Source organism: Candidatus Limnocylindrales bacterium, assembly GCA_035559535.1.
In the GTDB taxonomy this organism is placed as follows: domain Bacteria; phylum Moduliflexota; class Moduliflexia; order Moduliflexales; family JAUQPW01; genus JAUQPW01.
This window is the reverse complement of sequence record DATMBG010000051.1, coordinates 195468-211343: the sequence shown is the minus strand read 5'-3', so window position 1 is coordinate 211343 and position 15876 is coordinate 195468. Positions and strand designations below refer to the sequence as shown.

Annotated in this window: 12 protein-coding genes; 6 read left to right on the top strand and 6 right to left on the bottom strand. The window is 48.2% G+C overall.

The features are described 5' to 3' along the window. The first annotated feature begins 251 nt into the window (after positions 1-251). On the top strand, positions 252-1088 hold the full coding sequence (locus VNM22_19430; GenBank protein ID HWP49338.1) for an SMP-30/gluconolactonase/LRE family protein: 837 nt from the start codon (positions 252-254) through the stop codon (positions 1086-1088). A 52-nt stretch (positions 1089-1140) separates the two neighbouring features. Here the strand turns inward: VNM22_19430 and VNM22_19425 are convergent, their stop codons facing one another. Together VNM22_19425 and VNM22_19420 are read right to left on the bottom strand one after the other, a co-directional pair. Then, positions 1141-2766, bottom strand: coding sequence for a radical SAM protein (locus VNM22_19425; GenBank protein HWP49337.1), 1626 nt, complete (start codon positions 2764-2766; stop codon positions 1141-1143). 47 nt (positions 2767-2813) lie between these two features. Next, positions 2814-3275: a GNAT family N-acetyltransferase gene (locus tag VNM22_19420; protein ID HWP49336.1), complete on the bottom strand. Its 462-nt coding sequence runs from the start codon at positions 3273-3275 to the stop codon at positions 2814-2816. Positions 3276-3570: 295 nt separating this feature from the next. Between VNM22_19420 and VNM22_19415 the strand changes: the two genes are divergently transcribed. Together VNM22_19415 and VNM22_19410 are read left to right on the top strand one after the other, a co-directional pair. Then, a complete protein-coding gene (locus tag VNM22_19415; protein ID HWP49335.1) occupies positions 3571-5160 on the top strand; it encodes an AMP-binding protein in 1590 nt (529 codons plus the stop codon). A gap of 16 nt (positions 5161-5176) precedes the next feature. Beyond that, a complete protein-coding gene (locus VNM22_19410) occupies positions 5177-5929 on the top strand; it encodes an enoyl-CoA hydratase/isomerase family protein (GenBank protein ID HWP49334.1) in 753 nt (250 codons plus the stop codon). Between the two features lie 114 nt (positions 5930-6043). Here the strand turns inward: VNM22_19410 and VNM22_19405 are convergent, their stop codons facing one another. Together VNM22_19405 and VNM22_19400 are read right to left on the bottom strand one after the other, a co-directional pair. Then, positions 6044-7015 (bottom strand): glycoside hydrolase family 172 protein, encoded by a 972-nt coding sequence (locus tag VNM22_19405; protein HWP49333.1) that lies wholly within the window; start codon positions 7013-7015, stop codon positions 6044-6046. 166 nt (positions 7016-7181) lie between these two features. Then, complete coding sequence (locus VNM22_19400; GenBank protein ID HWP49332.1) at positions 7182-8219, bottom strand: NADP-dependent oxidoreductase; 1038 nt, start codon at positions 8217-8219, stop codon at positions 7182-7184. Between the two features lie 596 nt (positions 8220-8815). On the opposite strand from VNM22_19400, the gene VNM22_19395 reads away from it, so the two are divergent. Beyond that, positions 8816-9949: an amidohydrolase/deacetylase family metallohydrolase gene (locus VNM22_19395; GenBank protein ID HWP49331.1), complete on the top strand. Its 1134-nt coding sequence runs from the start codon at positions 8816-8818 to the stop codon at positions 9947-9949. Between the two features lie 239 nt (positions 9950-10188). Here the strand turns inward: VNM22_19395 and VNM22_19390 are convergent, their stop codons facing one another. Next, positions 10189-10539, bottom strand: a complete 351-nt coding sequence (locus VNM22_19390) for a hypothetical protein (protein HWP49330.1) — start codon at positions 10537-10539, stop codon at positions 10189-10191. A 126-nt stretch (positions 10540-10665) separates the two neighbouring features. Beyond that, positions 10666-12606, bottom strand: a complete 1941-nt coding sequence (locus tag VNM22_19385) for a hypothetical protein (GenBank protein HWP49329.1) — start codon at positions 12604-12606, stop codon at positions 10666-10668. Positions 12607-13100: 494 nt separating this feature from the next. Here VNM22_19385 and VNM22_19380 point away from each other — a divergent pair, with 494 nt between their 5' ends. Beyond that, on the top strand, positions 13101-13334 hold the full coding sequence (locus VNM22_19380) for a hypothetical protein (GenBank protein HWP49328.1): 234 nt from the start codon (positions 13101-13103) through the stop codon (positions 13332-13334). Between the two features lie 84 nt (positions 13335-13418). Then, on the top strand, positions 13419-14057 hold the full coding sequence (locus VNM22_19375) for a hypothetical protein (GenBank protein ID HWP49327.1): 639 nt from the start codon (positions 13419-13421) through the stop codon (positions 14055-14057). Positions 14058-15876 lie beyond the last annotated feature (1819 nt).

Sequence of the window (15876 nt, the reverse complement as noted above, 5' to 3'; positions counted from 1 at the left end):
ATTGCCTCTAAATGGGATTATCTGAAAAAATCTTTTTAAAATTTAGAACTCTGGCCTTGAAGGCCCCTACCCACTTTTCACTCTACCTCTGGGGAGTACGGAGTGATTTCATATCCGAGGTCCTGTCCTGGAGCCTCCTGAAGTTAAAAGAGTCGAGAAGGATATCGTTTTTCCCTTGACCTTTTTGAAGTAATCCGTAATCATCGATCCACAGTCTAAAATTCTAACTTCATAACCGAGGAGGCTTAAACATGACCGGTCGATCTGTTACACTTTTTGCGCGAGGTTTAAAATTTCCAGAGGGTCCCGCTTTTGATAAGAAAGGGAACCTGTTCACGGTGAACATTGATACAGGGGATATCTCGAAAATTACCCCGGAGGGTCGAGTAGAAACTTTTGTAAACACCGGAGGAGTTCCCAACGGTGCCAAGTTCCATGCAAATGGGGACTTGTATGTGGCCGATCGAAGAAAAGGCATCCTAGCCATCTCCCCTGAAGGAAAAATTCGTACGGTTGTCGATACTTATAAAGGAAGGAACTTTAATGGACCCAACGACCTTGTATTCGATTCTATGGGAAACCTTTACTTTACAGATCCTTGGGGATCTTCCGCAGAAGAGCCCTTTGGGAATATTTATCGCTTATCGGCCCAGGGAGAGCTTAAACTTTTCGCTTCAAAATTGGCCTTTCCCAATGGAATTGTCATTTCACGAGATGGGAAAGATCTATGGGTTGCCATTACGCGTAAGAACCGAATTCTACGCTATGGAATAGACGAGCACGGTAATATCATTCGGAGCTCCATCTTCTGCCAGCTCAGTGGAGGCTGGGGACCCGACGGGATGGCTTTAGATGTAGCCGGAAATTTATACGTGGCCCACTTTGGAGCCGGCGATGTCGTCATTATTAACCCCAAGGGAGAAATCCTGGAACGGGTCCCAATTGGGGGGATGCGGGTTACAAACGTAGCGTTTGGCGGACCCGACCGGAAAACCCTGTATGTAACTGAAGTCGATAACAATGCGGTGTTTCGATTCAACACGGATTATCCGGGTCTCCCTTTATACGGAGAGATGATGGTAACCTAACCGGGCCGTAGAACGAAATACCATTTCGTAAGAAGCGGATCCTTTGTTTGTTCTATAAAATTATGGTTTTTCCTTCTTGGGTCCCGATTTGATCGAGATTTGACCATACCCGGAAAAAAAGCTCGGATTTAAACCGGGGAAGTAACTTTAAACCGTGCCCGGTTGCGGCATAAAGACGTTGCTCCGTCAGGAGTTTTTCTAAAAGATCGGCTCCCAGGGCCGATCTTTTCCCCTGAGAACGGGCCTTATCTAAAGCTTCTCCAAGCGTCAGGGAGTTGCCTTCAAATTGGATTCCTTTAATAAAATTGATAATCCGCGTGGTTATAAAGAGGGTATAAATATCTTCTCGCCTGAACTGCTTTGATTCGATGGCCATGGCCGTGAGACGTGATTTGAAAATGTCCTCTTCGGCAGGTTCTGGAAATCCTTTAGCTATCGGGGAGTTAGGAGTAAGGTAAAACATGGAGGCTCCCAGAAGAACTGGAAGTCGAGCTGCAAAGGAAAGGGTCTGAACCATGGAATCTAAAGTTTCATTTGGTAACCCCAGGATTTGATAAGAAACAATTTTAAACCCTAAACGTGTCGCCTCATGGACTACTTCCAGATATTTTTCTATCGTATGGGGACGTTTGGTAGTTTCTCGAACTACTTCATCTGAGCTGACCAAAGCCAGATTGAGATGGGTAAATCCAGCTCTCTTCATGAACTGCAACAGCTCAGGGTTCAGACTCAAATAGGAAATTCCATTCATAGCCACCAATTGAAGGTCACCGGCAGGAAACGCCTCGATGAGTTTTTTACACAGGACCTTCATTTCATCCATGTAAAAGGTCAGGTTATCATCTTCAAAATCAAAAACCCGAAATCCTTCCCGATAACGTTGTTTAATTTCTTGAAATACCTGCTCGGGGGTACGCCTGCGATAACGATAGCCAAAGGTAAGATGAACCGAACAGAATGTACAACGGTGGGGACAACTCCGTGAAGTAATCACAAAGCTGAGGGGACGGTTTTCAAAAAGATACCTTTCACGCGGCAGATCAGAGAGATCCGGGAAAGGAAGTTCTTCAAGGGGAAAATTATCTTCCATCTCATTGAGAACATAGGTACCCTTTTTTTTAAAACCCAAATTAGGGACCCGGTCCAGAGATTCTCCGTTTTTCCAGGCCCTCAGAAATTCTACCAGGGGTCTTTCTCCCTCTCCCCGAATGACAAAATCGATGTCGGGATGTTTAAGCATGGTTAAAGGGGCTGCCGATACATGGGACCCTCCGACCAGGATAGGAACTTTCAGACGTTTTTTTATCTCATGGGCACTTTGTAGAACTTCCCGGTAGTAGGGAGAAAACAGGGAAGAGATACCGACAAGATCCGGTTTTTCACGGGCCACCTCTTCCGCGAGGACTTCAAAGGGGGCTCCAAAATGGTAATAATGATAAAAAGAGGAAAAAGGACTCTTATCCGGCCAGGGATAAAAATCCTTAAGATAGGCAAGTTCCTTGGGTATGGGAATCGTTCGACGTCCCCAACCCTGATGATAATCCTTGATGACGACTTCCACATCCGGCAGGTATTTTTTTACCGCGGCTTTGAGATAGCACAATCCGATAGGTTGAAGACGGACATCGGTTTCATAGAAATCCTGAATAGGGGGTTGTAAGAGGATAAGTTTCGTCATGACTAACCTTTACCCTGCTCAATGGAAAAGGTAGAAATTTTCTCCGATTAAAACATCTTCTCGAAGAGTTCGTAATGCTCTTTGCTCATTTTTAACCTGGAATAAACTGCCTGGGCCTGCTTATTATTTTTATCTACGTAAAGCCTTAGCCCTCGGGCTCCCGATGAACGGGCTAGGGTTTCCACATATTCAAACATCTTCGTAAAAACTCCCCGTCGCCGATGATCTGGAGAAACATATACACTATGAAGCCACCAAACTTCTGCGTTACGCCAGTCACTCCACTCTTTTAAAACAAGCAAACAACCCACGGGAACTTGCGAGTTGTATCTGGCGACAATATAAAATCCTTGCGAAGGATTTTCAAAGACATGCTGAACTCCTTGGGTGACTACGGCCAGGTCGAGGCAGAGATTTTCGGATTCGAAGGCCAAGGCCAGTTGGAAGCGGGCAATCCACTTAACGTCTTCAGGACAAGCTTTTTCGATGATATAGGTTTCAGGGTCCATAGACAGGGATCTCTTTTTAGTTTAGAAGTCCTGACTTTACAATAAGTTTGTGGTTTTTTTACTTAATTTATATAATGTTGCCTGAGGGAGAGAATTACAAGCTTTCAAAGGCGAGAAAGGGAGGGAGAATAATTTCGCCGGCATTTTGCAAATATACCTGGCTCCAACCTGGGAGGGAGATAAGTAAAAGGTCTGTGTTAAACTCCCTGGGGGAAAAGAAACCCCCGGAACGGTTATTTACAGAGTACTATTTTGTACTTGACTTATAAATCCATTACCGTTTAGTATTTTGTCCATGGACATTGCCGGAAACCGTACCCTTTACTCTGTTTTTGCCACCCATGCCCGACAACAACCGACCCGGGAAGGGTTGATCTACGAACGGGATGATGGCCTGGCTTCTCGCTGGACGTTTGCAGAATTTTTGGAGAGTGTCCATCGAGCCGTGAACCTGTTGTGTGCCTTGGGCATAGGTCCTGGAGATGTTTTCAACTTACATCTTTCCAACCATCCCGCCTACCCTCAATTGATCCTGGCAGCTTCTTACCTGGGCGCAATAGCCATGCCGAGCAATCCGGTTAGTACTCCAGACGAGCTTACCTATCTGGTTCAACATTCTGAAAGTAAAGTTATTTTCACGGAAGCAAGGTGTCTGGATGTGGTCCGGCAAGCCGCCGGGAGATCCTCGGTACGCCAGATCATACTGTGTCAGACGGAAGCTTCTCTACCCCAGGGTTATCCTATCTATGAAGAGGAACTGGCCAACCAGTCGGTATCGCTGCCGTGGGGAGAGGGTAAGGCAGAGCGGGTCGTGCAACTCCTTTACACCTCTGGGACCACCGCACGTCCCAAAGGGGTTATGTTGACCAATACCAATTTTGTATACGGGGCAGAGGTATTTCGGGCGGCAACCGGATTAAGGCAGGAAGATCGCCATTTGATTGCCTTACCCTTATTCCATGCTGCTGCCCAATGTCATGCCCTTTGGCCTTCCTTAATTGCAGGCGCAAGCGTGGTGATCTTATCCCGATTTAGCGCCAGCCGTTTTTTTGAACAAGCCATTACCTATGAGGGTACCATGGCTGCCTTATTTGGTGCGCCGTTGCGAATGCTTCTTAACCAGCCCGAGCGCCCGACGGATAGGGCCCATAAATTGAGAAATATAACCTTTGCCCAGAACCTCACACCGACCCAATACGAAACCTGGCATCGTCGCTTTCGGGTGCCACTCCAACAGTTGTGGGGGATGACAGAAACGTGCAGCTTGCCGGTGATGAGTCCTTTAACCGGCGAGAGAAACTTACAGGCGATGGGACGACCCGTGCCGGGTTACGAAGTCAAGGTGATAAATGAGGAAGGTCAAGAGGTTGCACCTGGCGAGTCCGGTCAATTGATTGTGCGGGGTATACCGGGACGTAGCCTGATGCTGGGTTATCTCAAGAATCCAGAAGCTACGGTCAGAACACTCCGTACCCTGTCCGATGGGATCTGGTTATTTTCTGGGGATACCGTTTACGCCGATGAAGAAGGTTTCCTGTACTTTGTTGACCGTAGCAAAGATTTGATCAAGCGGGCAGGCGAGAATATCTCCAGTATAGAAATTGAAACTGTTATCCTGGATTGTCCGGGTGTATTGGATGTATGTGTGGTGGGAGTTCCGGACCCCCTCCGGGATGAAGCTGTTGTAGCAGTCGTGGTTCCAAAACCCGAGGCCCGTTTAACCGCCGAGATTATTCAGGCTTATTGTGCAAAACGCCTTGCTCCCTTCAAGGTTCCAGAACGGGTAGAGTTTGTAGACACACTCCCCCGTACTTCGGTAGGAAAAATTCAGAAACAGATCGTTCGGGAAAGATTGGAAGGAAAGAGAAATAACTTTTCGTCATAAAATGGGAACAGAAAAAGTGGCACTCTCCATCACCGGTAACATTGCCTGGCTCACCCTGAAGCGTCCGGAGGTGTTAAATGCTATTGATGGAGCAATGACCCATCAATATGCGGAATACCTTCGAGAGTTGCGGGAACGATCTGATATCCGTGTGGTCATCACCCGGGGAGAAGGGCGTGCTTTTTGTGCCGGGAGTGATTTACATGAGCTGGCACCCCTGTCACCGGCAGAAGCAGCCTCGGCTGAGCGTGAGCAGGGTCATACCTTTGCGCTTCTGGATACCCTGCCCCAACCAACGATTGCCATGCTGCACGGTTATGTTCTGGGAGGTGGGGTCGGCCTTGCGGTTTATCATGATTTTCGCATTGCTGCGATCTCGGCGGTCCTGGGTATGCCAGAGGTTGAGTTGGGATGGACCCCGCCCTGGGCGGTGGGTCGACTTGTGGATGTTATCGGAGGGGCGAATGCTCGATGGATAGCCATGGCCTGCAGGCGTGTAACGGCCTCGGAGGCAAAGGCCATGGGTCTCGTCCATGAAGTTGTTCCCGATGAGCAGCTCATTGAACACGTGGAAACCTTTGCCCGCCAACTTGCTGCTTTACCGGCTGCAGCCGTCCATCACACCAAGGTCTTAATCAATCAAATGTCCCCCTTGCGGGGTTCCCAATGGGATGCCGCTACGGCTGCAGCCTTCGAAATTTGCTATGCAACTCCTGAAGCAAAGGAGAAGGTTGCGGCCTTTGTTGCCCGACGTAAGGAAAAGAAATAATATCCTTTCTACGTTGTTGAAACATCACTTAAACGGGTAGGAGCAGGTCCACAGTAGGTCGAACGTCCCGTTTGACAAGGGAGAAAGCCTTTTCATGGCAAAGGGGTAAAAGTTTTAAATAATCTCCAAATAATCCCGGTCCGGTAGCGGCGGGAAGGATGAGGCAGGTAAAGTTTGATACCAGTAAGCAACAGAGGCGATATCATCCTGGAGGGGGAGATAACGACGCCCGCTTCGCCAACCCAGAGCCTGAATAGTTACGCGCAGATCCCTCTCAAAACGAATAGGGTCCATGATATGCCAGCGGTACATGCCGAAACGCATTTGGGAAGCATAGAGCCCATCGGGTCGAATCACTTGGGGTAAGCCGGAATAGGGAGTTGTAAACTCTCGATACCCTCCTTTTTCCTTACCTACATCAAAATTGTAGGATCCGCAAAAATAATCCTCGGTACCGGTACCGCAAATAGTCGGGAACGGGTCATCTCCATCGATATAAAATTTGATCTCCCCCTCTCCCCACCAGCCGTTATTATGAACCCCCCAGGCCAGGTAGGTTCCGACGTAATGACCCTGTCCTTTAACCCCATCCAAAATGGTATAGACCTCTTTATAAGGTAGCGGATTAACCCGACGAAATTGGGCATGAAAATAAGCAACCTCCTCCGATACCTCGGTTAGTGTGTAGTTGATTTGGTAGTAAAGGGTCATTTCTTCATCAGCGATATTGGTCATGGTGATCCTGGCCCGCTTACGGAAAGGCATCTCCCAGTAGCAGTTGAAGGCACTCCCCGGATTCACACAGACAGCCAGGGAAGAAATCTGGGCATACTGATTCCACCCACAGGCAAAGAAATCTCCTACAGGACATTCTACCGAGGGACTCTCAGAATCCTCCCAATACATGCGCAGAATACTATGCCTCCAATGTCCGGTGGGTGTCATCCATATATGTTGAATGGCCCCGGAACCCTGAATATCGGCCAATGTGAAGGTCTCACCGGGAGCCATTCGGATGGAAGGTGAGATCTTCCATCCCCGACCCAGATCCCTTGCGGCTTTGGCTCCCGTCCCTTCGGTCGCCATGCCTCCCTTTCCTTTTTCTCCGGTAAAATTTTCAGGGCTGATGGACCGTGACTTTGCTGAAGATAACCGGGGGAGATTCCCCAAACTCATTCCGAGACCATTAAATCCTGACCTGGACATATTAATAAAAAATCGTACCGGGCTGTTCGTTTTTAGGTCTTTACCTTTAGCTAACCGACAAAACTAATTTCCCCTGCACATGCCCTTCTTCGAGTAAGGTATGTGCACGGCGAACCGACTCAACTGAAAACTCACCCAGATGGGTAATCGCAGGAGGTTGGATATGTCCCATCTCGATAAGTTCGGTCAGAGTATTGAGTTCTCTTCGATAAATCTTCCAGGTTTCGGGCCCCCCAAACATGGCACGGGCACTGAGTAATTCAAAGTGGAAGGTTGCGGACTTGATAAATAAAGGGCTTTTCCGACCATTCCAGATATTGAGATGGAAGTCTTCCGGCTCTTCCACGATGGATACAACTCTTCCATCGTAATCAATAATCTCACAGCATAGCTGCTTCATGAGACCCCCTACAAAGTCAAAGGCAGCTCCCACAAACCTGCCTCCATTCATTTCTAATACCTGTGCTTTGAGTTGGTCCAGGGAGAGCCCCCGGTAACGGAGGATATGGGCCGGTAAGATACCCAACTCTTGGGTCAGGTACCGGACACTTTGATCACTTCCGGCAGTGGTAAGGATGGGTTTAGCTCCAAGGTAGTGAGCGAGTTGAATAGCCATCGTCCCGACCCCACCGGAGCCTCCTGCAATAAATACCGATTCATAAGCCTGGACCCTGGCTTTATCCATTACCGATTGATAGGCGGTCAATCCGACCAATGGAACGGCGGCGGCCTGGGCAAACGACAGATTCAACGGTTTTCTACCCACGAAATCGGTGGGTACACAAACATACTCGGCATAAGAACCGTTGCTCCTGGGCCCACCCAGGTAGGCGTAGACTTCATCTCCAACGGAGAAATCGGTTACCTCCTCTCCTACAGCATCCACCACGCCGGATAAATCACGACCGAGGATCATGGGTAAGTTCCCACCAAAACGGCCCTGGCGCATCTTGTAATCCACCGGATTAAAGGAAATCGCCTTTATTTGAATACGGACCTCAGTCTGTTTTGGCTTGGGCTTAGGCCAATCTAAAAGTTGTAGATTGTCAACTCCACCAAATGCGCTAAGTACAATGGCTTTCATAAATCACCTTTAAATTCTACCGGGAAAATTCTCCGGTATAAAAATTTACAGATACGAAAACGAAGCGGACTTTCCATCAGGTAAATCGTGGAATCCTTTCATAAAGTCTGAGTTATGGGAATTTATCCGCCAATTCTCATGACCTCCATGGGAGGATATTAAATCCAATAATCCCCAGAGTCAAGTTGTTTCGGTTCTTTTATAACAATTTCAGATGGAACATTCCATAGGGCTCATCGTTTCGCCCTGGACCTACCAAAGGTCAACCAGAGTCAAGGGCACGGCGCGCCGTGCCCCTAACCTTATTTCCTAGGACCTGCAGAAACTTCTTGAAGGTTTTTCTGAATTTGATATCAATAAAAAGAGAAAATTAAACTCAAGGTACAGGGTTATTTTTGCCCATACCGATGATACACGGGTACTTTTTGCTTATAACCAGGAAATTTTAAAATTTTGTAAAGGCTGGAAGTCTGAAGTCAGAAATCAGGTCGGACTAGCAGCATGGGATCATCCCACAAGACCAGCCCGATAAAACATAAGTTAATTAAGATAGGTTCATTCGGGTTCTGACTCCCGACTCCTGGGTAACGAAAAATATGAAATACGACCTGTTGCTCCAGGGGGGACAGATCATTGATCCGTCCCAGGGTTTAAATGCTTTAAAGGATTTAGCCATTTCCAACGGAAAGGTTTCAGAGATTGCCGATCATATTTCCGCTGATCAAGCGGGCCAAGTTATCGATGTAACCGGAAAACTAGTAACCCCGGGCCTTATAGATCTTCATACCCATGTGTATCACGGAGCCATCCCTATTGGGGTGGAGGCAGATCCCATAGCCGCCCGGAGTGGGGTAACTACCTTTATTGACGCAGGAAGCGCAGGAGCCGGTAATTTTTTGGGTTTTCGATTACATGTGATTGAACGTAGCCGATGTCGAATTTTGCCGTTTCTTCATATTTCTTACACCGGTTTGAGCTGTTTTGGGTATATCCCGGGTTTGGGAGAACTCCAGGACCTTCGATATGCCGATGTAGGAAAAGCCATTGAAGTAGCCAGGGAGCACGGGGATTTAGTGGTGGGAATCAAGGTACGTCTGGATCGGTTTGCTACAGGTCCTCATGGAATGGCTGCTCTCTGGCTAGCTCGAGAAGCAGCAGATGCCATTGGAAAACCGTTGATGGTTCATACCGCTTATCCTCCTCCCACACGTTGGGAAATTCTCCCGGCCCTCCGTACCGGTGATATCGTTACCCATATCTTTCGTGGAGAACCCGGAAGTATCCTGACCCGTGAAGGTAAAATCCGACCGGAGGTTTATACCCTTCAGGAACGACAGGTTATTACGGATTTAGGACATGGGGTGGGTAGTTTTACCTTTAAAACAGCCCGACAAGCCTTAGCCCAGGGGTTTCGTCCCGACGTTCTTAGTACAGATATCCACCGGTTGAACGTCAACGGCCCAGTTTATGATCTGCCGACTACGCTGTCTAAGTTTCTCAATTTGGGATTAAGCTTAGAGGAAGTTATCACCATGTCAACCCTTCATCCGGCTCGGGCTATTGGTTATGAAGGGAAGCTAGGAACCTTGAAACCGGGAGCTGTAGCCGATGTTGCCGTATTTGAACTTCAACAGGGGGCCTTTGAATTTCGCGATGTCGACGGCAGTATCATGATCGGAACTCAAAAGTTAGTTTCTACTTTAACTTTATGTGGGGGAAAAGTTTTATAACTCCCGACCTTGTTCTCATCCCCTCCCCGGTCATTAATATCAAGCGGGACGCTCGACCTACTGAGTCCGGTCGAAGGACGATTCTTAAAAGTTCGCCTCACGGGTTATACGACATTTCTATTTAAACTACTCCAGGAAGCCAGGGACGGGGAGGGAGGAGGCTGCCCTACCGAGTTTGTAGGGTTCTCGGTAGGGAAATGGTATGGAAAAGGGTTTTAGGAAGTCTCTTTGTGGTCCTTTCAGTCCAGGGTCACAAAAATTGATTTTCGTGGTTGGTTATTGACAGCCCGGCTTCTATGACCGCGCCCCGTCGTATCCTCTGCGAGGAGAATATCTCCAGGTCCTAATCGACGGGTGGTTCCATCTCCTACCTCTATTTCAACTTCACCGCTCAGGTTGATGACATACTGCCTTCTCGGTGCCGGATGCCAGTCGTAGTCATAATCCGGTCCCGTTTCCCGGAAAATGATCCCGGTGGCCTTTTGAAGCTGGGAGAGTTTACCTATATCACCCCGATCCTGGAGGGGAATCTCTATCTCTTCGAAATGGGATTCCCCGTCGGAGCCGGTATAAATTCGTGTTATTTTCATTCTGATCCTCCTTGAAATAAGGTTATGACCTTCCAGGTTTTGAGCAGGAACGAGTGAATTTAGCAGATCAACAAAAAAATAAGTTTATTCAGGCCGTTTTGCTACCTTTCCTCAAAGGAAAGAAATTTAACAGCCTGAAACATGAACTCTGGGACGTTTCTCGGGATTGGGTTCGGCTCGACGCAGAACTTCATGGGTTACGGGGGCGGTATCTCCTTCACCAAAAATGAGATACTTGAATAGGTTGGTGATGGGGTTTCCTTCGGCCCATTCAAAGTAAACATGGGGTATTTTCCCGGTTTTGTCCCGCAGGTAGAGTAAGAAGGCTGCAATGGCGTTTGGTACTGCTGTACCTTCAGCACGGAGGACCCGATACCCATTGACCCTTATCCCCTTTACCTGAAGTACCCTGGTAAACTCCGAAGCATCTCGAACCTCTACCTCGAAGAAAAGGATGGGATCGCCTGTCGGCATATGGTTAAATTCGCGCTGGAATTGCTCCTTCAATCGATATTCTTGAACATCTCCCGTATCACATTGATTGGCGATAACCCGAATGGTACCCTGATTCGCTTCTTGAATCAATGCCTGAGCCAGCTCATCGAGTTCGATTTTATCTACCCGAAGTTCGGTCATCCGCCATAATCTTGAAATCAGGGAAGTTATCAGGATAGAACCTATAAAGAAGGAAGCTATCTTGATACCTTCAGGTCGCTCGATAACGTTGGTCAGGGTCGTATAAACAAATACCAGGGTGATCAACAGGAAAATCCATCGGCTCCAACCCGCATGCCATACCGATAAGGTAACCGCAATGGCAGCAGACGTCATCAAAACCAAAACCCCGGTAGCATAGGCTCCTCCCTGGGCATTTACATCGGCGTTGAAGAGGATCGTTACGGTAAAAGCGATTGCCGTATAGATGAGCACCAGGGGTCTCGGGGCACGGGTCCATTCGGGAGCCATTCCATATCGAGGGAGATAGCGAGGGACGATATTAAGTAAGCCGGCCATGGCCGAAGCTCCGGCAAACCACAGGATGAGAATGGTACTCACGTCGTAGGCAGTACCGAATAGATTACCTAAGTATTTGTGGGCCAGGTAAGCAAGGGCTCGACCGTTGGCAACCCCCCCTTCTTGAAATTCATGGGGTGGAATAAGCAGGGTAGTAACCAGGCTGCTGGTCATCAGCATCCCACTCATGATCAGGGCAGCCGTGGTAAGCAGACGCTGCGTATTGCGGATACGACCTGAAGGATGTTCAGGAGTATCCGTGGGGTCCCCTTGTACCAGAGGCATGACAGCGACTCCGGTTTCAAATCCCGATAGACCCAGGGCCAGTTTGGGAAACAAAAGCAACGCTACCGCCAGCATCCTCCAGGGACTGCCGCAGCTTTCAAATAACCTCTGCTTCCATCCGGTGAATACTTCTGGATAGATCCAGATTTGATAAAGTCCTACACCTATCACAATGGAATTTAATGAGAGATAAAGGACCACTAAAAAGACGGCAAGTCCAATGGCCTCTCCAAAGCCTTTGAGGAAAATGGCTCCCAGCAGGGTAATTAATATCAAGGTAAGACCAACTGAATGGTGAAGAAACTCAGGGGTAAAAGGATTTTCAATAATATGGGCGGTCGCATCGGCAGCCGATAGGGTCATGGTAATAATAAAATCTGTCGCCACGAATCCAAGCAGGCAGAGCACGAACAATTTGCCCTTCCACCAGGGGAGCAGATGTTCCAGTATGGAAATGGAGCCTTCCCCATGAGGGCTTAAAGCAGCAACCCGTTTATAAATGGGAAGGGCTCCGAAAAGGGTTAACAAAATTAAAACCAGGGTTGCAAGGGGAGAAAGAATTCCGGCGGCTAAGAAAGCAATTCCCGGCTGATATCCCAAAGTAGAGAAGTAGTCTACCCCGGTTAAACACATGACTTTGTACCAGGGATATCCCTGGGACCTACCTCCCGATCCATGAGGACCCTGTATTTCTTTGATCTGACTTTCAAAGAACCAGCGTTTAAAGGAAGCGCTAAAGAGTTTGCGCCAAAAATTGAACTTAGCCATTTATGACTCCTGAATGAAAAAACAACTCATTTTAAGCGTAATATACCACGTCGCGCAGGGTAAAGCCAGAGAGTTATTGCGGTCCTTAAACAAAATCGGAGTAGGGGCGGAAGGCCTTCCGCCCGTACTAGGGGCGCACGGCCGTGCGTGCCCTATTTCCGATAGGGGAGAGGAGGGGTTTAAAGCCGATGGTTTTCTAAAGATAAAACGAGATGCGATGCTTTCTTAAGGGGGGATAATCTTAGAGGAATCCTTAGAAAAGGGACAGGGGTGTCTTCCCCCAGGTTCTTTGTGAAGATTCTTTTTTTCACAAGCCCTTTTTTCTCTTCTTTATTGCCCTAAAAAGCTTGAAATCTTGCTTGAAATCTTGTTGACGGGAATGGTTGACACCCCTGTTTATTTGAGAGATATTAAAGGAAAATTTGGGAAGATATTTTCTGTGCCTTATAAAAGAATCCTTCGTAGGATACAGGTAAAAAGGGAGGACTCAGTTTATGATAACGCTCATTAAGATTGTAGCGATTATTGTTGGATTTTTCAGGTATGCTATGTTCCGTAGTCAGGTGGTTGAGGCAGTGAAAGCAGGCCAGTTATGGGAGTTTTTGAGAACAGCCTGGCAGCCTGCCCTACTAGAAACCCTCTGTCAAAGTGGCTATGAGTTTCGGCATCCTGAATTGCCCAAACCCTATTCCTGGAATTCTTATCGAAAATCCTGGTGGGGTTGTTAACTGAAGGGGTCGATAACCATCGACCCGTACTGAGGAGAAGAGGCGGGAGAGTCTTTCACTTCTCGTCTCCCTTGGAGAAGACTTATGAGAAGAAAACATAGACGATCGAATATCCGCAATGGAAACATTTATGTAACTCCCGATGTAGTACCAGTTTTATTTGCTGTAAAAGGTCAACTGGAGACCGATCTGTTTCAGGGTGTCGAACTTTTTGAAATCGAGGCTCCCATAGCCGAAGAAATCCATGCCTACTATGCCCGATTACTTAAAGGACCCTCTGTAGATGAAATTCAGATAGTTCCCATGGTGGTAAGGATGATGTATCTGGGGGAAGTTTTTAGAGATCTTCTGGACAAGTTTCTTATTGAAGGGATTGCCATGGGACTCGACCCCGGTAAATTAAAAATGCCGATTCCTCAGGAATCCGAGCAATGGGAATGGTATAGCGATACGGTAGGGGGACAGGTTTGGTCCTATGCGACGTTTGGGATTCCGTTCTTAACCATCCGAACAAGGCCTCCTTCGGAGATCCGGGCTACGGAGTGGATAGTAAGGTTACCGCTACAGGCCCCCAGTAAAATAGTTACCTTGGTTCGACTGGCGGTGGCTGCGCCCCAGTCGATAGCCATTGCAGTGGGAGGGCGTACCTACGACTTCCGATCGGATTTTGCCGAGATCTACTCTCGTCTTTTAGCATTTATCTCCGAGCAAGAGGGGGGTTAGGCGGTAAACCGGTGGGAGGCAGAAAATCAGACATTGGATGCCTGGTTTCTCAAATATTAAGAACCCGGTATTCTGAACCTTAGGGAGAGAATCCTGGACAGGCCCATAACGGGTTGGTGCCCTGATCGGGGTACCTATCGACCGCTTTCCTTTATCCCCTGGAGAGAATCAGAGTAGGGGCGCACGGTCGTGCCCCCTACTATCCCCCCGTGATCTGTTTAACAGAATGCGGCCAGGGAACTAGGAATTGAGGAAACCCCCCTTCCTTCCCCCCCTGTGTATGGGGGAATTAAGTCTGAGAATCCCCTCATGGAAGTCAGGGGCCACCCACGGTTCGCCCCTGGTGGGGCTTTTTACCCTTAACCCGGTGCCTGGACCTTTTCCGGGTCGGGAAGGGGGTCAGAGGTATACACGCCAGGATAAGCGTGAGGGTCCTGAGGAGAGCCTCCTTAATATAATATCAAGTGTCAAACGAGACGTTTGACCCACCGGACGTTTGACCTGCTCTGCATTACCCAAGCGTAGGGGCACGCGCGCCGCGCCCTTGCTAACGTCTTGTTTGACTCTGGGAAGACCCCATCTGTCGGATAAAAAGAATGAGCCAGGAAGAATCGGAAACGCAAGACGGGAATGGGCTTTCCTCGGTTTTATCTTCTCACTTCGTTCAACCCTCTCTCAGATCTCCTCAACAGATTCGTCTAAAATCTTCTTTAATCTTCTTTCTCAAAGATTTCCAAGAGATGGGGGTAAGGTAAGGCATTTTACAGGAGAGGGAACTTCGCTTCAAAGTTCCTTCCCCTGCGAAGCGAGAGGGGAAGATTAGAAGGTCAAACGTCCCCGTTTGACTGTAAAACGGAGGGGGGACCGGGTGGGGAGGTGCCTTATCCCAGAGACTTATAGGAGTCAGAGGGGGCAGATCAAAAAACCTGTCCCAGAAAGGGGAAGGGAAGAGGAGGCGGATCCTTTGAGGAACCTGGTTTTTTAGGAAGGGGGGGTGGCAGGTTTATCTTCGGGGTCATAAAGCCCGTAAATATGGGGAGGAAGGAGGAGGGGGTCAGTTCCACCTGAAGTTAACATAAGACTTCTTATCGGCATATTAAGAAATAATTCACTAGCAAGAAAAAAGCAAAACCTCTTTAAAAAAAGTAGGTTAAACGTCTCGTTTGATAAAGTCCCGGCATTCTTTCAGCCAATTTCTATATGCCCAGCCTTGATCTTTTTCCTTTCTTTCCCCCAGCATGGAAAGAACCCTCTTATCCCGGTGACTCCCCAAACCTAAAAAGACATCGTTTAATCGAAAAAATAAATCCTCCAGCTTGTGAAAAAGAGAAACTTCACAAGCAAGCCTTCTCCCCTTCCCTTTTTTCTCCTTGGGGGGTCCTTCAAAGGGAAAGATGCCTAAACCCCCCTGTGCTTCGGGACTTTATGATCTCAAAACTTAACCGGAGGACCTCCCCTTCCCTATCGGCGAGGATTTTTTATGCTTACATCCTTCTTGAAATCTCGCGTGCCTCCCCCTTCTCTTCATACCCGCCAGGATAAGGATATTAGCCCTAACGGGTAACCTGTTTAACAAACCGCCTATCCTAAGCTTGAAAAAATTCTGAAGTACGGGCGCAAGGCAAGGCAAGCGTACTATCTCGCAAGGTCGGGTTAAGACTTAAAGTACGGGCGGACGGCCGTCCGCCCCTACAGGCTAGGATAAATTCAGCAAGGGGGTCGAGGCGACCGGAGGATTAGAATTGGCGGTAGTCCGTGTTTCCCCTTCCGCGTACGCTTGCCTTGCCTTGCGCCCCTACCTTAGGCCGAGGTGTTAGCC